At 39.5% G+C, this 18,703-nt stretch carries 17 protein-coding genes, 4 tRNA genes and 1 pseudogene; 11 read left to right on the top strand and 11 right to left on the bottom strand.

The features are described from left to right. Positions 1–69 precede the first annotated feature (69 nt). From P4S71_RS09640 to P4S71_RS09650, 3 genes and pseudogenes are all read right to left on the bottom strand, one after another. Positions 70–2,225, bottom strand: a pseudogene (locus P4S71_RS09640) (response regulator). 94 nt (positions 2,226–2,319) lie between these two features. After that, positions 2,320–2,976 carry a helix-turn-helix transcriptional regulator gene (locus P4S71_RS09645; RefSeq protein ID WP_007378044.1) on the bottom strand — a complete coding sequence of 219 codons (657 nt, stop codon included), beginning with the start codon at positions 2,974–2,976 and terminating at the stop codon, positions 2,320–2,322. 219 nt (positions 2,977–3,195) lie between these two features. Next, on the bottom strand, positions 3,196–3,567 hold the full coding sequence (locus tag P4S71_RS09650) for a histidine triad nucleotide-binding protein (RefSeq protein WP_007378045.1): 372 nt from the start codon (positions 3,565–3,567) through the stop codon (positions 3,196–3,198). A gap of 92 nt (positions 3,568–3,659) precedes the next feature. Between P4S71_RS09650 and P4S71_RS09655 the strand changes: the two genes are divergently transcribed. Continuing rightward, positions 3,660–4,253 (top strand): DUF2057 domain-containing protein, encoded by a 594-nt coding sequence (locus P4S71_RS09655; RefSeq protein WP_033031161.1) that lies wholly within the window; start codon positions 3,660–3,662, stop codon positions 4,251–4,253. Positions 4,254–4,306: 53 nt separating this feature from the next. Here the strand turns inward: P4S71_RS09655 and P4S71_RS09660 are convergent, their stop codons facing one another. Further along, on the bottom strand, positions 4,307–6,148 hold the full coding sequence (locus P4S71_RS09660; protein ID WP_337151610.1) for a M1 family metallopeptidase: 1,842 nt from the start codon (positions 6,146–6,148) through the stop codon (positions 4,307–4,309). A 142-nt stretch (positions 6,149–6,290) separates the two neighbouring features. Here P4S71_RS09660 and murB point away from each other — a divergent pair, with 142 nt between their 5' ends. The 9 genes from murB to P4S71_RS09705 all read left to right on the top strand — a co-directional run bounded on the left by murB (position 6,291) and on the right by P4S71_RS09705 (position 11,703). Beyond that, positions 6,291–7,301 carry a UDP-N-acetylmuramate dehydrogenase gene (murB, locus tag P4S71_RS09665; protein WP_337150568.1) on the top strand — a complete coding sequence of 337 codons (1,011 nt, stop codon included), beginning with the start codon at positions 6,291–6,293 and terminating at the stop codon, positions 7,299–7,301. Further along, the gene (gene birA, locus P4S71_RS09670; RefSeq protein ID WP_337119695.1) at positions 7,298–8,290 is read left to right on the top strand and encodes a bifunctional biotin--[acetyl-CoA-carboxylase] ligase/biotin operon repressor BirA; all 993 of its coding nucleotides are present in this window, start codon (positions 7,298–7,300) and stop codon (positions 8,288–8,290) included. Before murB ends, birA begins: the two co-directional genes overlap by 4 nt. Continuing rightward, entirely contained in the window at positions 8,287–8,997 is a 711-nt protein-coding gene (locus P4S71_RS09675; protein WP_337150569.1) for a type III pantothenate kinase, read from the top strand. The genes birA and P4S71_RS09675 overlap by 4 nt, the downstream gene beginning before the upstream one ends. Positions 8,998–9,123: 126 nt before the next feature. Further along, positions 9,124–9,199: transfer RNA gene (locus P4S71_RS09680), tRNA-Thr, on the top strand. A gap of 40 nt (positions 9,200–9,239) precedes the next feature. Then, a tRNA-Tyr gene (locus P4S71_RS09685) sits at positions 9,240–9,324 on the top strand. A 44-nt stretch (positions 9,325–9,368) separates the two neighbouring features. Continuing rightward, positions 9,369–9,443 (top strand) — tRNA-Gly (locus P4S71_RS09690). A gap of 11 nt (positions 9,444–9,454) precedes the next feature. Beyond that, positions 9,455–9,530, top strand: a tRNA-Thr gene (locus P4S71_RS09695). 128 nt (positions 9,531–9,658) lie between these two features. Next, positions 9,659–10,843, top strand: a complete 1,185-nt coding sequence (gene tuf / locus P4S71_RS09700) for an elongation factor Tu (protein ID WP_024596766.1) — start codon at positions 9,659–9,661, stop codon at positions 10,841–10,843. Between the two features lie 335 nt (positions 10,844–11,178). After that, positions 11,179–11,703, top strand: coding sequence for a hypothetical protein (locus P4S71_RS09705; protein WP_337119697.1), 525 nt, complete (start codon positions 11,179–11,181; stop codon positions 11,701–11,703). Between the two features lie 77 nt (positions 11,704–11,780). On the opposite strand, the gene P4S71_RS09710 is transcribed toward P4S71_RS09705, so the two are convergent. From P4S71_RS09710 to P4S71_RS09730, 5 genes are all read right to left on the bottom strand, one after another. Further along, positions 11,781–12,977 (bottom strand): dipeptidase, encoded by a 1,197-nt coding sequence (locus tag P4S71_RS09710; protein ID WP_337150570.1) that lies wholly within the window; start codon positions 12,975–12,977, stop codon positions 11,781–11,783. A gap of 57 nt (positions 12,978–13,034) precedes the next feature. Further along, complete coding sequence (locus P4S71_RS09715; protein WP_008138653.1) at positions 13,035–13,289, bottom strand: YheU family protein; 255 nt, start codon at positions 13,287–13,289, stop codon at positions 13,035–13,037. Then, entirely contained in the window at positions 13,286–14,278 is a 993-nt protein-coding gene (locus P4S71_RS09720) for a hydrolase (protein ID WP_337150571.1), read from the bottom strand. The genes P4S71_RS09715 and P4S71_RS09720 overlap by 4 nt, the downstream gene beginning before the upstream one ends. A gap of 426 nt (positions 14,279–14,704) precedes the next feature. Next, positions 14,705–15,118, bottom strand: coding sequence for a TIGR02444 family protein (locus P4S71_RS09725; protein WP_337150572.1), 414 nt, complete (start codon positions 15,116–15,118; stop codon positions 14,705–14,707). After that, positions 15,102–17,024: an ATP-binding cassette domain-containing protein gene (locus tag P4S71_RS09730; RefSeq protein ID WP_337150573.1), complete on the bottom strand. Its 1,923-nt coding sequence runs from the start codon at positions 17,022–17,024 to the stop codon at positions 15,102–15,104. Before P4S71_RS09730 ends, P4S71_RS09725 begins: the two co-directional genes overlap by 17 nt. Before the next feature lie 132 nt (positions 17,025–17,156). On the opposite strand from P4S71_RS09730, the gene P4S71_RS09735 reads away from it, so the two are divergent. Further along, a complete protein-coding gene (locus tag P4S71_RS09735) occupies positions 17,157–17,360 on the top strand; it encodes a YheV family putative zinc ribbon protein (RefSeq protein ID WP_007378899.1) in 204 nt (67 codons plus the stop codon). 32 nt (positions 17,361–17,392) lie between these two features. Here the strand turns inward: P4S71_RS09735 and P4S71_RS09740 are convergent, their stop codons facing one another. Then, on the bottom strand, positions 17,393–17,608 hold the full coding sequence (locus P4S71_RS09740) for a SlyX family protein (RefSeq protein WP_007378900.1): 216 nt from the start codon (positions 17,606–17,608) through the stop codon (positions 17,393–17,395). Next, a complete protein-coding gene (locus tag P4S71_RS09745; protein ID WP_337150574.1) occupies positions 17,595–18,593 on the bottom strand; it encodes a WD40 repeat domain-containing protein in 999 nt (332 codons plus the stop codon). Before P4S71_RS09745 ends, P4S71_RS09740 begins: the two co-directional genes overlap by 14 nt. Between the last annotated feature and the right edge of the window lie 110 nt (positions 18,594–18,703).

Here is an 18,703-nt window from a genome sequence, read left to right on the forward strand (position 1 = left end):
ACTTTGAAGAGGTAGCAAGATTTGATTAACTTAAAGTGAAATTTAAAAAACCTTAACGCTTTTTTAATTTCACTCTAACTGCCCGCGCACAAACTTTAAATATTGCTCTAAGCTTTGTTGCCACAGATCTAGCGCTTCATCAAGCATGTCGTTGTGTGGTTTTTTATCGAGTAAGCGGCGCTCTATTTTTTTAGCGCTATACCATAACGATTAAAACCTAACTGTAAGGCTGTGCTTGCCTGGCGATGTAAAAGCTTAATACATTGCTCTGGATGCTGAGCAGTAAGCTCTTGGCAACGAATGAGTTTATTTCGTGCTGAAAGTACAAATTCGTTATAAATAGACGATACTTCATCTTCACTAAACGAAGTGGTTAGTGTCTCTGCTGCGGTTTCGTCGTACAAAGTGTCAATAAGTTCTACAGTAATATTAGCCGTTTGATTTGATTGAGAGTCGCTAAGTGCTTGGCGAAGCTTTTGGTGTTTAATAGGCTTGCCAACAATATCTTTTATTCCTAATTCTAAATATTCTTTTACTTCGTCGGGGCTAAGGCTTGCAGTAAAAGCGAGCACGGGAGTTCGTTGATTCTTATGATCTATGTGCTTTAGGCGTTTAAGTACTTCTTGGCCTGTTAAGTCAGGTAAGTTCATATCAAGTAACACTACATCAAAGTGATGTTTTTGCATAAGCTCAATAGCGCTTTTCCCATCTTTTGCGAGCTTAATTTTGTGCTCATCGTCGGCCATAAATTCGATAGCAATTTTTTGGTTCAAATCTAAATCTTCAACCAATAATACATCAAGGCCTGTTAGGTAATCTTTAGTCTGGTGTCGCTGCTCTACTAAACTTAGTTCGCCCAAAGTAAAAGTGACGATAAAGCTAAATACACTGCCTGTACCGAGTTGGCTTGCAATTTCGAGTCGGCTACTAAGCTTTTCAAGCAAACGGCTGGTAATGGCTAAACCTAGGCCGGTTCCACCTTTTTCTTTACCTGCGCTACTTTGTACATAAGGTTCTGTTAAGTAAGCTATCTCGTCGTTTTCTATGCCTGGGCCAGAGTCCTTCACACTTATTTTTATGGTGTGTTCAAGTTGTTTCTCTAAAATTAAATCAACTTGAATTTTCACAACACCGTGGTCGGTAAATTTAATGGCATTACCCACTAAGTTAATAATAATTTGCCTAAGTTTTTGTTGGTCGCAGTAATAACAAGCTTGCTCTGGAATATTGCACACAAGCTCAAATTTAAGATGTTTTTGTTCGGCAAGTGGGCTCAGTAATAGACATAAATTATTGAGCCATGTTTTAAATTCTATATCTTCTTCATAAAGTGCTTCATCACTTTGATCTAGGCTTGCGTAATCAAGTACTTTATCTACGAGTAAATTGAGTGATTCGGCGGAGTTTATAATTGCCTCGCAATAAGCTTTATTACGGGTATCACTTGTTTGGTTCATGACAAGCTGAGCGCTGCCTAAAATACCATTCAGTGGGGTGCGTATTTCGTGGCTAATAGTTGAGAGAAATAGTCCGCGTATTTCTAAGTCTTTTTGTGCTTTATCCGCTAATTTATTAAGGTGTTGTTCTCTGCGTTCATTACACAATAAGGCCATGCCTGCAGCATAGAACATAGGTGCAATGACGCCATTTAAAAATAATAGTGAGCTAAACCAGCCATTAATTAATAGATTACTTTGTTCAATATCGTCCATAAATAACGAGCGGCCAATAAAACTAAAAGCAACGAGAGTCAATATAATAATGTATACAATACTGCCATTAGGATAGGGCGCACGGGCATGTTTGATAAATATAAATAATAAAAATATAGCTTCAGCTATATGTTGTATATCAGATGCAATAACTCGTTCGTGTAAAGAGGGATCATAAAAGGTGTAATAACCGAGCATTACAGCGCTAAAAGCAGTAAATGAGCAGATTAATTTGAAGCCAATACCGTGATAATTTAAAAATTGGCTGAGTGATAGGCAATGCACAATAGAAGCTGCAAACATCATGCTACTGGCAATGCTAATAATAACTAAATTATGTGTATTACCAACAAGGGTAAAACCAATAACAGAACCCAGTAATAAAATAGGGTAAAAAATATAAAGCAGCGTACCTGGAGTTTGCTTGTTTGTTCGCCATGTTAAAAAATTAAGCAAGGTCATTACAACCACTATGGCTATGCTGGCAAAGTAAAGAGTGAAAGAGTCGAGCATTTAGTTTCCAGCGAAGTGATGTTTTAACAAGTGGGTAGTAAATATAAAAACAGACACCTAAGTGTCTGTTTTTATATTTAAACGAAATGCGTATTTAACGAATTTCGTCTGGTATATTTTGCTGCGCCCAAGACAATAGCTCAATGCGATTACGACATTTAGTTTTTCTAAATGCACTGTATAGATGAGTTTTTACAGTGTGCGGACTAATACTTAATTCTTCAGCAATTTCTTTATTTTTAGAACCATTACTCATTAACGAGATAATTGCTTTTTCTCGTTTAGTTAATTTAACTGGTTCTATATCACCTTCGGTTAGCTTATGAAGTGCATCTTTATTAAACTGCAGCATACGGTTTAATGCGTTACACATTATATCACGGCGATACCAAAGCTGATCTTCCATTAATAAACGAATACCTTTCATTAATACATCGGCGTTATCAGTCGTATAAAACACACCACGAATACCGCTTAATAATGCACGGTTAGCTAGTTCTGGATTTTCGTCTAGGTTAAATAATATGATATCGCATTTAACGCGTAGGTTTACTAATTGTTCTTTTAGCTTTCCCCATGCATCTTTACTTGATGTTTCAATAAACAGTAATCGAGTCCCTTCAGGTATATCTAAAATGTTTGTACCTGTGGTTACGTCAAGGCCTTGCGTTTTTAACAAAGGTTCTAAAACGTTAATGCCAATAGTATTAATTGGCTCTTGATCTAATAACAAAAAGGCAGAACTGCTCATATTTTTATACTCTTTTATAAAGCTGACTGATTAAGTTTATCACGACTTCCACACCTTTTGTATTAGAAAGTCGCTATTTTACTTGAAAACAAGTACGATTTTACGATTATTTAAACATAAAATGTTGCAAATAAGTAATTGTTTTTCGTTTGTTAAACATGAGAAATATTAACATTTAGCACTTAACGTATATTAAAAGAGTACAATAAAAGTCATTATTTAAATAAAACTCTTTTTAACATCTTGATACGGAGGCCAGCCCATCTCTTTCCCTGCAAGCATATGCAAGTGTATATGGTATACAGTTTGCCCACCATGCTCGTTACAGTTCATTACTACTCGATAGCCGTTGTCTGCAAAATTATGTTGTTTAGCTAACTTTGCTGCTACGGTATATAAATTGCCAATTAAGTATGAATTTTCATCATTTATATCATTGATAGTGGCAATTGCTTTTTTTGGGATAATCAATACATGGAATGGGGCTTGAGGATTTATATCTTTAAATGCAAGGGTATCATCATCTTCATAAATAATGTCTGCTGGAATTTCACGATTAATTATTTTTGTAAAAATTGTATTTTGACTCATGGTATGTCCCTAATTAAATATTATGAAATTTAGGCTCACTAATGACAAAATTTCATAGCAGTGTCAAACTGAAAATAACTAAAGGAGTAAATATGCGTAAATCAGTATTAATGGGCAGTGCGGCAGTGCTGTTATTTAGTGTATCGAGTATGGCAGAAAATATTCACTTCCCTGAAGAGTTTGTGCCATTACAAGTTGGAGAGCGTGTTATAGAAAGCTCTCTATTTAGTCGGGTTGATGATTTAGAGCTTGCGCCGGGTACTTATCAGCTAAAATTAAAATATACCGACTTATATGAACAAGGCTTTGACGATCATGAAGTGATTGAGTCAGAACCGTTTTGGGTAGATGTTACCGTTGAAGCTGGGAAAAATTACACTTTGGTGTTTAATCGGGCAGATAACGCCGTGTCGGCGAAACTATTTGCAGAAGTACCTGAGGTGAGTTTACAAGCCAAAGGCAGCTCACTGCCTGAACCCTTAACTGTTGTTTCCAATAATCAAATGGAAAAAGTAAAGCCGATGAAACCAATGGTAAGTTCGGCTGTTGTTTCTCAAAAATCAAATAAGCCACTAGGGCCTGTTAATAGTCAGGGGATGCCAAGCGCAGCGAATATGCTTGATTTTTGGTGGCAACAAGCCACAACGTCAGAGCGTAAAGCTTTTTTAGAAAAAGTGACAAAATAACAGAAAAACAAAAGGGCCAAATTTGGCCCTTTTTAGTGTCTAGTTAACGCTATTTATTCAAATAATGCGTCAATAGTACCTTGTGCAAGAGGGTGATACCCAGGGCGTGCTTTTAAGTACACGCTTTGTGCCCACTCTTTTTTACCGTTAGTGATAAGTGATTTATATAACGGCACAATTAACTTACGACGGCCAATACCTGATAAGTGCTTATTAAGCGCAGGATAAATTGGTTGATAACCATTACCTACTGCTAGCATAAACCAAGCAAACGCACGTTCAGCGTTAGTTGATTGCGTTAGGTTAAATTCACTATCAAGCTCGCTCATTTTCTCTATGCTTAAATCGCGTGGTAAGTTATTTAAAAAGTGTAGCCACTCATGCACAGACCAATCAGCCGTTGGCAGTTGAGCTGCTGTTGTGTCGCCTTTTAGCCATGCTGCTGTTGCTGTATCTACTTTATCAAATGCATCAGAAGTAGGGTTTGGCGCATCACTTGGTAATCCAGGTTCAAAAATCCATTCGTTTACTTTATCCATGCTTACAACACCAGGATACTTTTCAATTAAGTTAGCTTTTAAGTAAGTAACAAATTGCGCGGTAGTAAGTGATTTAAACGAAAACTCTTTAAAGTACGCTTTTACAAACGGGTCAAACTTATCGCGACCATATTTGTTTTCTAGGTAAATTAAAAATAATTGACCTTTAGTGTAAGGCACTGAGCTGAATGCATCGTCTGGGTCGCGGCCGTTAAGTTTTAAATTAAGGCGTGTATCTGGTGCATCAATTGTTTTAAGTTGTGCGCGTAAAGACGCTGAATCAAGTGCTTGTTCCATAACCGCACGGTCACGGCCAAATACTTCTTCCATAATGCGGTTTTCAACGTACGAGGTAAAACCTTCGTTTAACCATAAATCTTCCCACGTTGCATTAGTTACTAAGTTACCTGACCAAGAATGAGCAAGCTCGTGAGCAATAAGGTTAACTAAGCTTTTATCACCAGCAACAACAGTTGGAGTAATAAATGATAAGCGTGGGTTTTCCATGCCACCAAACGGAAAACTTGGTGGTAGCATTAATAAGTCGTAGCGACCCCATGCATATTCGCCGTACATCGCGTTTGTTTTATCGATCATGGCTTGGGTGTCGTCAAATTCAGCAACTGAGGCATCTAAAATTGTCGGCTCAGCAAATATGCCTGTTTGATGCGACATTGCTTTAAATTCTAAGTTACCTGCGCCAATAGCAATTAGGTAAGGTGAAATTGCTTGTGGCATATCAAAAATGTAGTCGCCATCTTTATAAAGCGCATCTTTGTTATCGGCACTCATTACAGCACGTATATCTTTTGGTGTATGAATTCGTGCAGAGTAAGTTACACGCATTGCGGGTGTATCTTGCACTGGGATCCAACTACGTGCATGAATTGCTTGCGATTGGCTGTACATAAATGGATGCGTTTTACTTGCCGTTTGCTCTGGTGTTAACCATTGCAGGCCTGAAGCTTCTGGGCGACTGTTGTAGTAAATACGAACTACTTCAGCTTGGTTTTTAAACACAATAGTAAGCTTTGAGCCTTTAACGTCATCTCGCTTAGCTAAATCAAAAGTCGCTTTTTTCCAGTTACCGCTTTGATCTTTGTACATTACTTTATCAATGTCTAAGTCGCGGGTATCAAGTACCAGAGTTCTACTTTTGCTGTTGTTCCACTGAAGAGTATGCTCTACAAAACCTTCTAACTGCTTGTCGGCAAAGTCGATATCTAAATCAAGGTTTAAGTGAGTAGTAACAACATCATCAAGGTTAGCATACGAGTTTTGGTCAATCGCATTAGCCATTGCTTGCGAACACATACCCGCCATAGCGAGGCTTAAAAAAAGAGGTTTAATTTTCATCATTACTCTGAACACAAATAAAAAGTGCAGGTTTTATATCACGATTGACACGGCGGGTTGAGTGATTTTTACAATCTAGTGCCACATTTGCGATGATGAGGTAAACTATTGCGATTAGTTACCGGTATTTTTAGAGAGCTTTGTGGCGCATTCATTACACTCCTTACATACATTCGCATTAAACAGCCAATGCCAAAATTTTGTTGAAATTACTCAGCTTGAGCAACTTAAAACGCAAAGTTTTAGCGCGCCGTTTTGTTTGCTAGGCGAGGGCAGTAATACCGTATTTTTAAATGACTACATGGGTACGGTTATAAAGATAGCCTTAAAAGGTATTAAAATTACCGAGCGTGAGAGCGACAAACTAATAAGTATTGCCGCAGGCGAAAACTGGCATCAACTAGTCAGTTATTTATTAGAGAAAAATATACCGGGGCTTGAAAATCTAGCACTTATACCAGGGACTGTTGGCGCATCGCCGGTACAAAATATTGGTGCTTATGGCATTGAGATAGCTAAATTTATTGAGTTGGTAGAATACTTTGATCTAACCACTAACACTATGCATTTATTAAATAACGAACAATGTGAATTTGCTTACAGAGACTCAATATTTAAACATGCCCTTAAAAATAAAGCGGTGATCACGCAGGTACATTTAGCGCTCCCAAAAAAATGGCAACCAGTATTGAGTTATGGCCCTTTGCAGCAACTTAAGGTTGTTACGCCGCAGGCTGTGTTCGATCAAATAATACAAACTCGCAATAGCAAATTACCTAACCCATATACACTTGCCAATGCGGGTAGCTTTTTTAAAAACCCTATAATAACCAACCAGCAGTTAGCTGAGCTATTAAAGCAATTTGCTGATTTACCTCATTACGAATATGGGCAAAGTCATCATAAGGTCGCGGCAGGTTGGTTAATCGATCAAAGTGGTTTAAAAGGGCACCGCGAGGCAGGTATTGAAGTGCATCAACAACAAGCACTAGTACTTGTTAATCACGGAAATAGTGAAGGCAGCGACCTAATAAAAATAATTAAACACATTCAGCGAGTGGTTTATACGCGTTACAACATTATGTTAGAGCACGAAGTACGTTTAATGGATGCACGCAGCGAATGCCATATTAACGCGGAGCCTAAGCAATGAAAGCACCTGATGGAAACAAACTCGCTATTTTAAATGCTTTAAAGCAAGGTGTTTTTGTATCTGGCCAAGCGCTGGGTGAACAGCTTGGCATTAGCCGAGCTGCAGTAAGTAAACATATTAAAGCGTTACAAGAAATGGGCTTGGATATTTTTAAAGTGACTGGCAAAGGCTATTGTTTGAATAGTCAGGTGGGCCTTTTAAATAAAACGCAAATTGATCAGCACTACAAAGCGCTAGGTGCAAATACTGCCGATGTAGAAGTACACCCTATTATTGATTCAACAAACAGCGAGCTTATGCGCCGTATACAGGCCAAAACAGCGCTTGAGTCTGGCACTGTTATTGTTGCTGAAATGCAGCAAGCAGGACGTGGTAGACGCGGCCGTGTTTGGCAATCCCCATTCGGCGCTAATCTGTATTACAGTTACTTTTGGCGTTTAGATGACGGCTTACAAGCTGCAATGGGCGTATCAATTGCAGTAGGTCTTGCAGTTTATGATGCAATTAAAGCGTTATACCAAATTGATGTAGAGCTTAAATGGCCTAACGATATTTATATAAATAAGCAAAAGCTTGCAGGTGTATTGGTTGAATTAGATGGACAACCGCAAGGACCTTGTCAGTTAGTGATGGGTATCGGTATTAATTTACAAATGCCTGAGAGTTTTAGCCAACATATAGACCAAGCGTGGACCGACTTAAATCAACATACTCAAAAGCTTGATAAAAACCAGCTGGTGGCGTCACTTACTTATCATTTAGAGCAGCGTTTAGTGCAGTATCGTCAAACTGGCTTACAAGATATGTATGAGCAATGGAATTCGCTTAATGCGTTTGCTGGCGATTATGTTGAGCTAAATACAGGGCACCGAAGCTGGCGTGGAATATGCGAAGGTATTGACCCACAAGGTGGAATACGAATTCGCCAAGACGGGGAAGTAAAAAGTTATTACGGTGGGGAAGTCTCCCTTAGAAAGGCGCAAGTATGAGATTACTGATCGACGTAGGAAATACATCATTAAAAGCTGTGTTGTGGCATAACGAGCAAGCACAACCGGCAGATATAAATAACCTGCCTTGGTTACAAATAACCGAAGTGATTTATGCATGTGTAGGGCGCAGTGATTTACTAAGCGATATTCTCGCGCAAGCGGCTAGCAATAATATTACTTGCTTTGAGGCCAAGGTAACCAAAACGCTTGGAGATCTTGTATGCGCTTACGAGCATGTGGGTAACTTAGGCATAGACAGATGGCTTGCGCTTATTGCAGGCTTTACGTTATATCCAAACACAGCATGCATTGTTGTTGATGCGGGTACTGCGACAACAATTGATGTGCTCAATAGTGAAGGATTACATTTAGGTGGCTGGATTTTACCTGGGCTTGATTTAATGACTTCATCACTTACACAAAATACTCAACGTGTTTTTGATGACGGTAAAACACCGTTTACCAATGAACTGGGTAAAAATACGCCTAATGGTTTAAAAAATGGTGCATTAGTGGCAACCATTGGAGCAATTGAGCAAGCTAAGTTGCACTTAACGGATAAAAAAACAGGGCAAAAAGTACAAATAATTTTTGCTGGTGGCTATGGCTTACTTTTACAACAGCAATTTGAGGGAAGTATTTTTGATTCATTACTCGTAATGAAGGGATTGAATTATTGGTACGAATTAACCGAAACAGTATAAAAAAGTGCAAAAAACGTGTTTTCGCGTGAATATTGAGCATTTAAACTAAAAATTTACACTTTTTTTAATTTTATTGTTGCATCCCAATAAACCTTACTCTAATATCTCGCCCCGTACTAAAGCAGTGCCGACTTAGCTCAGCTGGTAGAGCAACTGACTTGTAATCAGTAGGTCAACCGTTCGACTCGGTTAGTCGGCACCACTTTCCTTTTACCGGAAGTGAATTAGTAGAGAATTATCGTGGAGGGGTTCCCGAGCGGCCAAAGGGATCAGACTGTAAATCTGACGGCTCAGCCTTCGCTGGTTCGAATCCAGCTCCCTCCACCACTTTATTCTTGACGGTTAGAGGTAGTTTAAGAACAGATTTTTATGCGGGCATCGTATAATGGCTATTACCTCAGCCTTCCAAGCTGATGATGCGGGTTCGATTCCCGCTGCCCGCTCCAGTTCTTGTGTTGCTGATATAGCTCAGTTGGTAGAGCGCACCCTTGGTAAGGGTGAGGTCGGCAGTTCGACTCTGCCTATCAGCACCAGTCCTAAGAATCTCCTTGATTACTTCCTTTATCTGTCAGAAAATACTATTTGAAAAAATTAACTTAATCTACCTCTGGTGGATTATTTTCATATGTAATTTAGATACACAAAACTGATAGGTTCCGTCATGGCAAAAGAAAAGTTTGAACGCGTAAAACCGCACGTAAACGTTGGTACAATCGGCCACGTTGACCACGGTAAAACTACACTAACTGCAGCAATCACTAACGTACTTGCAAAAGTATACGGCGGTGTTGCTAAAGATTTCGCATCAATCGACAACGCTCCTGAAGAGCGCGAACGTGGTATCACTATTTCAACGTCTCACGTTGAATACGATACTCCTACACGTCACTACGCACACGTAGATTGTCCTGGTCACGCCGATTATGTTAAAAACATGATCACTGGTGCTGCTCAAATGGATGGCGCGATCTTAGTAGTTGCTGCGACAGATGGCCCTATGCCACAAACACGTGAGCACATTCTTCTTTCTCGTCAAGTTGGCGTTCCTTACATCATCGTGTTCATGAACAAATGTGACATGGTAGATGACGAAGAGCTACTTGAACTAGTAGAAATGGAAGTTCGTGAACTTCTTTCAGAATACGATTTCCCAGGTGATGACTTACCTCTAATCGCTGGTTCTGCGCTTAAAGCGTTAGAAGGCGAGAAAGAGTGGGAAGATAAGATTGTTGAGCTTGCAAACGCACTTGATTCTTACATCCCAGAGCCAGAGCGTGACATCGATAAGCCTTTCATCATGCCTATCGAAGACGTTTTCTCAATCCAAGGCCGTGGTACTGTTGTAACTGGTCGTGTTGAAGCTGGTATCATCCGCATCAATGACGAAGTAGAAATTGTTGGTATCAATGATACAACTCGTTCTACTTGTACTGGTGTTGAAATGTTCCGTAAGCTTCTTGACGAAGGTCGTGCTGGCGAAAACATCGGTGCACTTCTACGTGGTACTAAACGTGAAGACGTTGAACGTGGTCAAGTACTAGCTAAGCCTGGTTCAATCAACCCACATACTACATTCACTTCAGAAGTATACGTACTTTCTAAAGATGAAGGTGGTCGTCATACTCCATTCTTCAAAGGTTACCGTCCACAGTTCTACTTCCGTACAACTGACGTAACGGGTGACGTACAGTTACCAGAAGGCGTAGAAATGGTAATGCCTGGTGATAACATCAAGATGACAGTAACTCTAATCGCACCAATCGCGATGGATGAAGGTCTTCGTTTTGCTATCCGTGAAGGTGGCCGTACTGTAGGTGCTGGTGTTGTAGCAACTATCGTAGCGTAATAATTAGCTTTTAAGTTAATTGTTATAAAAAGGTCACTTAGGTGGCCTTTTTTAATGCCTGAAGAAAAGTGATTAGCTCCTATATCGCTTTATTGCCGTAGCTTGGGTTGAGTTTTACGAAACCCGAGGGAATTCTTTGTGGTATTATTTGCCAAATAAGGCGGCTTTGGGCATCCTAAAACAGCTTTTAGAGTAAAGCTGTAGCAATAAAATAAAAAGGAATTAATTTGGACCCTTTTTTTAACTACCTTATAAAAATAGATAGAAAATGTCCCACTTGGGACTTATTAATGTTTGTTATATTAATTTATTTACCAATATTACAGAGGGTTTATATGGAATTAAGTATTGCAGAAATAGTGACTTGCTCTACAGCAATTGTCACTTTGTTTATTGCTATCCTTACTTGGCAAATTGCCAAAAACTCGCTAAAAGTAGCTAAAGAATCCAATAACTTTGCCAAATTTCAATTAACAGAAAGGCTTTCATTAAAACTTTATGAGTTGAAGGATCTTATAGATAAAGAAAATGGATCGAGACTTTGGACTGATTTTTTATCTAATGGAAGAATATCCAAAGAGTATGAAAATTTGCTTTATATAATTAAAGATAATGCCAGAGCCAATAATGTATTGAGTGAAAAGCAATCAAACGATTTAGTTAATATATATGAATTTTTTATAGATAAGCCAAATAAAAAAATAGAGCTAGGAGAGGGAAAGCTAAATCCTAAAGATATCTTAAGAGAATATAAAGAAGAGAGAAAGAAAGAGGAACCTAATGATGAAGAAGCAGAACATGCACATAATATTATATACGATATTATAAATAACACTTTAATAAAGCTAAAGCTGCCATAGCATTAGTCATATAAACACGGCCAAGACCGCGTTTATAATATTAGGTGTATTAGGTCATTTTGCTTACAGCTAAAATTTTAGTGCTTTTTCGTATACTCTTCAGCTTGTTTTAAAACTCTTAATAAATTACCGCTAAGAATCTTTTTAATATCTTTGTCGCTGTAATCTCTGTCCATTAAACCTTGAACAAGATTAGGATAGCTAGATACATCTTTTAAACCGATAGGTAATGAATCGCCAACTCCATCATAATCAGAGCCAATACCTACATAATCAATACCAATTAGCTCAACTACGTGATCAATATGGTCAAGTACTTGCTCAAGGCTTGCAAATGGGTATGGGTTTTTAGCGCGGTACGCAGCATCAAAATCTTTACTTAACTTAGTGCCTTCTTTTTTAGCTGACTCTTTTGTGTTTTTTAATTGCTTGCCCCAACTACCTGCTTTAGCGGTAACAAAGCTTGAGCCAAAGTTGATTTGAATAACGCCGCCATTTTTTTTCAGCGCTAATAACATATCGTCATTCATATTACGCTCAAAGCCGGGCGTGTATTTACGAAGTGATGAATGAGAGGCAATTACTGGTGTTTTAGAAAGCTCCATAACCTGATAAAACGCATCATCAGAAATATGCGATACATCGATTAGCATACCAATATTATTCATTTCAGTGACAAGCTTTTTACCAAATGGGCTTAAGCCTTTCCATTTACGGCGTATATCGTAAGATGAATCCGAAATATGGTTGCTTTGCGAGTGCGCTAGCGTGATGTAGCGAATACCACGGTCGTAAAAGTGCTGAAGGTTTTTCATGTCCCCTTCGATTGGAGAGCCGTTTTCCATACCCATCGCTATAGAAAGCTTGCCTTGTTTAAATTGCTCTTCTATATCAGTGCTTGAGCTAGCAATAGCAAACTTATCGGGTGCGCGCTGGGCTATGGCTTCCATACTATCAATCATTTGATTGGCTAGCTGGTAGCTTTTTTCTTTACCTTCAAATTCCAAATGCGCAGGAATATAAATTGACATAAACGGTGCGTTTAAACCGCCTTTTACAGCGCGAGGGTAGTCAAAATCGCCATCAGTTGTTGCTTTAGTTACATCAACCCAATTTTCGTGAATTCGATAAGGTACGTCGATATGGGTATCAATTAAAATGGTGTCTTTAGCGAGTTTAATTGCCTTGTCAGATGCTGTTATTGTTTGTTCTGCTTGGGCTTGGCTAGTTAAAGCTAGTGATATGGCTACCACTAGAGTGCTGAGTTTTATCATGTTTTGGCTCTTAGGGTAAAAAGCCATTGTGTACGTTCAATTCAAAAGTTACAAGTGCTAATCAAACGACTCTGCTTGATGCTCTTCACTTTGCAGCGCTTTAAATTCGCCTTTCGAAATAATGGTTACAGACTCATGAAGCTCTGAAAAAAACACCATGGCTTCGCCATTTTTAAGCTGAAGCTTAACCTGGTTTACTTTAGATTCAATACTAGCCTCTATTTCTCCATAGTCGGTGCCTTCGCGCAAAACATAGCTTTCTATTAAATTGTATAGCGTATCTTTATCGAGTTGCTCAAAAGGGATGATCATAGTTGCTCATTATTCACTTTATTTAAAACATATTGCCCAAAGTAATTGGGTACGGTTTTTTCTAACCAAAATATAGGCTTAAACGGATTTTTACCGGCAATAAAGCCAACATGCCCTCCTTTTTCAGAGATGCGCAGCGTAACATGCTCACTTACGTCTTGCCTACTCGGTACGGCTTTAATTGAGAGCATGGGGTCGTCTTTTGCATGAATAATTAATGTAGGCACAGCAATATGCTTTAAATATGGCATCGCACTGGCTTGACGATAGTAATCGTGAGCGTTTTCAAAGCCGTGCAAAGGAGCCGTTAGCTGGTTATCAAACTCTAATAGGTCGTCAATGTTCATTAATTGATCGGTAGTGATAGATATTTGCTGCTTAATTTGTGGCAACTTACGTTGCATCGACTTTTTCATGCGATCGAGCAAATACTTTTGATAAATTTTACCTAGGCTTTTACGAATTACATCGCTTGATGACGATAAGTCATAAGGTGCAGAAACAACCGCAGCCGCGCTTAAAGGACATGCTTGTGCTTGTTCACCTAAGTATTTGGCAAGTACGTTACCGCCAAGAGAAAAGCCAACGGCAACCATAGGTCTATTTGGATATTGTTGCTTTAGATGATTAATAAAAAAAGCTAAGTCGGCGGTATCACCACTATGATATGCGCGAGGCAAGCGATTTACTTCGGTTGAGCAATTTCTAAAGTGCATAAGCACAACTGCATAACCTTGCTTTTTTAACGCCTTCATCATGCCTTTAGCGTAAAAGCTATTTATATTACCTTCAAGGCCATGAAGGACTATAGCAAGAGGTGCAGTTTCGTTATGCGGAAGTGACCAAGCAAGTTCGATAAAATCGCCATCGGGTGTATCAAGTTGCTCAAGTTCGTAGCTAGTGTTATGAAATGGGCGGAAAAAACGCGGCATTATGGTTTGAACGTGACGGTTTGTCATCCACCATGCGGGTTTAAACTGTGGGATCATATTTGTACTACACACTTTGCAAAAAAGAATCGCTAGTGTATCAAAAAGAATAAAAAGCGCCTAATCAGTAACTGATAGGGCGCTTTGTGCGTCGTGCTTAATTTTGTTCGGGAATTTCTGCGTCATGTATTTTTTTCAAAAAGAAAAAAGCAAAAAAGATACACAAAGAAACAACAATGGTTAAAAACCCAAAAGACATAAATAAAACTGGATCTGTAAAAAAGTCTCTAAAGAATACGTTCATAAGTTGTTCCCCTCGTTGTTGATGGGTTAATCATAGGCGGTGTTTGCAGGTCGCAACGTGATCGAGATCAAGTAATTTTTCTAAGCAGGTGTAGGAGTGAAGCTAAGTTGATTTAGATCATGCTTTAAGAGGGGGTTCTATAGATTCGGTGCGTACTTCAACAATGTATGAAATGTATTTACTTACACGTATAGATTTATATTGTTGGGTGTATCAGAAGTTTTTAATTTAAGACCGTTAGCGGTGCTTATGAGCATGCATTGCTGTTGTTTTTCAAGCTTTAGCTCAGTGCTTAGTAACTCTGCGCGTATTGTAGCGTAATCACTTATCGTATTCTGATTAGTTTTTAAATAGCTGCGTGCGGCGCGCAGGGGTTGTAATACGTGAGTATCAAACTCACTCACTACTTGCGTTAACTCATTTAGCTGTTGGGTATTAATACTTAAATTTAATGAATCTAAATAAAGCAGTAATAAGCATAAATTAACATTTTTTCCTTGCTGGTTTTGTAGTGCCAGCAAGGTAGTTTGTTGCTCAGGCTTTGCGTACAAAGTGCACGCAAATTGCCAAAAGTCATCGCTATTGAGCAAGTTCATCGGCGAATGCCTGCTCTTTTTCTTCCATTTCTTCAAGTGCCATAAGTAACTCTTCTTCAACGTCGTTAAGTTTAGGTGTAAGGGTTGCTTGCTTAGCTAATAACTCTTTAAGCTTGGCTTTGTTATCGTCGTTGTAGAGTTCGTTATCGCCGAGTGCTTCTTCAACTTCAGCTAGTTCTGCGGTGAATTTATCGAGTTGCTTTTCAAGCTTTTCAATTTGCTTTTTAAGTGGCTGAGTGGCCTTTCTAAACTCAGCCTCTAAGCGTTTTTGTTCCTTACGATTAACACCTGGGTTTGCTTTAGGCTCGTCGCTTTGCTGCGCTTTAACCGCTTCTTTATTGGCATTGAGTAACCACTGGTAATACGCATCTAAATCGTAACCAAACTGGGTTACTTTGCCGTCATCTACTAGGTAAAACTCATCGGCGGTATTTTTAAGCATATGGCGGTCGTGCGATACGGTAACCATGGCGCCTTCAAAGCCTTGTAGTGCCATAACAAGTGCATGGCGCATTTCTAAATCAAGGTGGTTTGTAGGCTCATCCAGTAATAATAAGTTTGGCTTTTGGTATACCAACATGGCAAGTACTAAACGTGCTTTTTCGCCGCCCGAAAATGGGGCTACGGGCTCAAGGGCTTTATCGCCAATAAAGGCAAAACCACCTAAAAAGTCACGTAGTGATTGCTCAGTGGCTTTTGGGTCGAGGCGTTGCAAGTGCATTATTGCACTGGCTTTTAAATCAAGAGATTCAAGCTGATGCTGCGCAAAGTAACCAATATTTAATCCGTGATGCTGAATAACTTCGCCAGCTTGCGGCTCTAAATCACCAGAAAGCAGTTTAATTAATGTTGATTTACCTGCGCCATTTCGACCAAGTAAAGCAATTCGGCTGCCTGGTACAAGGTTTAGCTCGATATTATTTAAAATAGTGACGTCACCATAACCCGCTTTGGCTTTATCTATTGTCATTAGTGGGTTTGGTAATGCTTTTGGCTCTGCAAACTCAAAGTTAAATGGCGAGTCGGCATGTGCCGGCGCTAGTTTTTCCATGCGTTCAAGTGCTTTCACACGGCTTTGTGCTTGTTTAGCTTTACTGGCTTTTGCTTTAAAGCGCGTTATAAACTGCTCAAGGTGCGCAATTTGATCTTGTTGCTTATCAAACATTGCTTGTTGTTGTAGTAAACGTTCTGCTTTTTGGCGTTCAAACTGCGAGTAGTTACCTTTGTAAACGTTGATAAGTTGCTTATCTACATGCCAAATTTGATCAACCACCGCATCTAAAAACTCACGGTCATGCGATATAAGTACAAGGGTGCCGGTGTAAGCGCGTAAAAAGCGTTCAAGCCAATAAACGGCATCTAAATCAAGGTGGTTTGTTGGCTCATCAAGAAGTAGTAAATCGGCGTCGCGTATTAATGCTTGGGCAAGGTTTAAACGCATACGCCAACCACCCGAAAACGAGCTTACAGGGTTTTCTATAAGGTTATTGGCAAAGCCTAGACCATGTAATAGCTCACCTGCGGTTGATTCAATGCTATAGCCTTTTATGTTTTCAAGCTGAATATGTACTTTGGCTTGTGTGTCGCCATCGTTGATTTTCTCGGCCTCACGCAGTGCTATACGCATTGCGTAGTATTCTGGGTGACCTTGCAGTACATAATCAATCGCGCTTATTTCAAGTGCAGGTGTCTCTTGCTTAACAGAGGCAATAGACCAATCTTTTGGAATACTACAGTTACCGGCATCTAGTTGTAGTTCTGATTTTAGTAAACCAAATAACGTTGATTTTCCACAGCCGTTAGCGCCAACAAGGCCTACTTTGTGCTCTGGGAATAACGTAGCTGATGCGTTTTTTAATAAGGCTTTTCCGCCACGAAGTAGTTCTATTTCTGAGATTTGGATCATGAATGCGTTACTTTGCTGTGCCCTTGTTAAGTTGGCGTTATCATACCATAGAACTTAATGCGCTTATCAAGCGTATCAACAAGTGAAGTTATACGATAAAATGACAGCAGTTCAAACCACAGGAAAAATGTTGTGAGACAAAAGAAGCGATTTATTGCTGGTGCATCGTGCCCTGACTGCAAAGCCATGGATACTATGATGCTATACAGAGAACATGATGTTGAAAAAGTAGAGTGTGTTGAGTGTGGCCATAAAATGGCGCAACCCGATAACGCTGTTCAGGCGTCTACTCGCCAATTTGAACAAGTAATTGGGGTATTTAAACCGGGCGACTAACCCGGTTTTTTATTGCCTAATTTTTACCGGCTTTAGTAGTGCGGTGGAGGCGGCTCAGGTGCTTCAGACATCATAGACGATGATGACTGCGACTCTTTAATTTTTTCTGCTAGCAGCTCAGTTTGGCGTTTCATTTTTGCTAACAGTTGCTGGTGCACTTTTATTTCATCATTTAAGACTTCAATTGTTTCGTCTTGAAAAGCCACTTTGGCTTCAAGTTCCATTAAGCGATGTTCAATTGTGTTCATTATTCTCTCGTATAATAAATCGCTCTGCGATACCGCTGGAGCTTTCGGTTAACAACGACTTACCGTTATCTGTAAATGTCACATCTAGCACCACCGCCGATTTAGGCTTACTGCCTTCGCGCGGGGTAACCTGCCAAGTTTGAATTTTTTCACCGCTTGGTATTTGCCATAAATCTACGCGCTTATTTGGCGAGCCAGTTGCAAGCAAAGTGCCTTGTTCGTTAAAACGCACAGCAGTAAAAATTTTCTGACGCGCAATATACTTCAGTTTACTCACAAGATCACCTGTAGTCAGCTTCCATACATTTGCTTGTGCCATACTATCGGCCGTAAACGCATAGCGACCTTGTGGATCGAGCGTTACTTGGGTAACACGCGTTGGGTGATTAAAACGATGAATTACTTGCCCAGTACGTGTATCCCAAAAGTAAGCAACATAATCGTTAGAGCCACTCAAAGCAAAGCGTCCGTTAGGTGATAGGTCAACGGTGTTAACTTTATCTTGATGGCCTAAAAACTCAATGCGACGTCCGGTTTCTAGGTTTACAAATACGACAACGCCGTCGCTACGGCCGTATAAAACACTACGGCCTTGATTGCTAATAGCAATATCGCGAATACTGGCTTTTTGTATTTTGTAATAACCTTTATTTTTGCCTGTGGCTATATCCCACACAGCAAACGTGGTTTTTTCGGCGGTAACAGCCACGCTGTTATCAAAAGCAATAGCAACGGCGTATACCAAACTGTCTTGATCTTGCTGCTGAAACCATTGGTATTTTAGTACCTGCTGTTGATTATCCCATAGGGCGACCCCATGGTTGATAGAGGAGATCAAACTGTATTTACCATCGTTTGACAGTGTAGATGAAAACGCACCTTGTGCAGCATGTTCGTAACTTGCTACAGCCTGTTGTTTTTTATCGGTACAGGCGATGGCTAAAAAACAGCTAAATACGATTAAAAAAGTACGAAATATCGACATATTACAGGTATTTCCCTTAACTCTTAGTGATTGAGAGGTTAGACTAGGACGCGTTAAATGCCTAGGTTGTTTGTCTAATCACTGGATATGTTTTTAGTTTAGCTAACAAT

This window comes from Pseudoalteromonas sp. B62 (assembly GCF_037162565.1).
In the GTDB taxonomy this organism is placed as follows: Bacteria; Pseudomonadota; Gammaproteobacteria; order Enterobacterales; family Alteromonadaceae; genus Pseudoalteromonas; species Pseudoalteromonas fuliginea.

Coding starts and splice junctions, on each gene's coding strand:
- tuf (WP_024596766.1), top strand. CDS start 9,659: ATGGCAAAAGAAAAGTTTGAACGCGTAAAACCGCACGTAAACGTTGGT.
- P4S71_RS09725 (WP_337150572.1), bottom strand. CDS start 15,118: ATGAACTTGCTCAATAGCGATGACTTTTGGCAATTTGCGTGCACTTTG.
- P4S71_RS09675 (WP_337150569.1), top strand. CDS start 8,287: ATGAGATTACTGATCGACGTAGGAAATACATCATTAAAAGCTGTGTTG.
- P4S71_RS09705 (WP_337119697.1), top strand. CDS start 11,179: ATGGAATTAAGTATTGCAGAAATAGTGACTTGCTCTACAGCAATTGTC.
- P4S71_RS09655 (WP_033031161.1), top strand. CDS start 3,660: ATGCGTAAATCAGTATTAATGGGCAGTGCGGCAGTGCTGTTATTTAGT.
- P4S71_RS09715 (WP_008138653.1), bottom strand. CDS start 13,289: ATGATCATCCCTTTTGAGCAACTCGATAAAGATACGCTATACAATTTA.
- P4S71_RS09730 (WP_337150573.1), bottom strand. CDS start 17,024: ATGATCCAAATCTCAGAAATAGAACTACTTCGTGGCGGAAAAGCCTTA.
- P4S71_RS09745 (WP_337150574.1), bottom strand. CDS start 18,593: ATGTCGATATTTCGTACTTTTTTAATCGTATTTAGCTGTTTTTTAGCC.
- P4S71_RS09645 (WP_007378044.1), bottom strand. CDS start 2,976: ATGAGCAGTTCTGCCTTTTTGTTATTAGATCAAGAGCCAATTAATACT.
- P4S71_RS09720 (WP_337150571.1), bottom strand. CDS start 14,278: ATGATCCCACAGTTTAAACCCGCATGGTGGATGACAAACCGTCACGTT.
- P4S71_RS09660 (WP_337151610.1), bottom strand. CDS start 6,148: ATGAAAATTAAACCTCTTTTTTTAAGCCTCGCTATGGCGGGTATGTGT.
- birA (WP_337119695.1), top strand. CDS start 7,298: ATGAAAGCACCTGATGGAAACAAACTCGCTATTTTAAATGCTTTAAAG.
- P4S71_RS09740 (WP_007378900.1), bottom strand. CDS start 17,608: ATGAACACAATTGAACATCGCTTAATGGAACTTGAAGCCAAAGTGGCT.
- P4S71_RS09650 (WP_007378045.1), bottom strand. CDS start 3,567: ATGAGTCAAAATACAATTTTTACAAAAATAATTAATCGTGAAATTCCA.
- P4S71_RS09710 (WP_337150570.1), bottom strand. CDS start 12,977: ATGATAAAACTCAGCACTCTAGTGGTAGCCATATCACTAGCTTTAACT.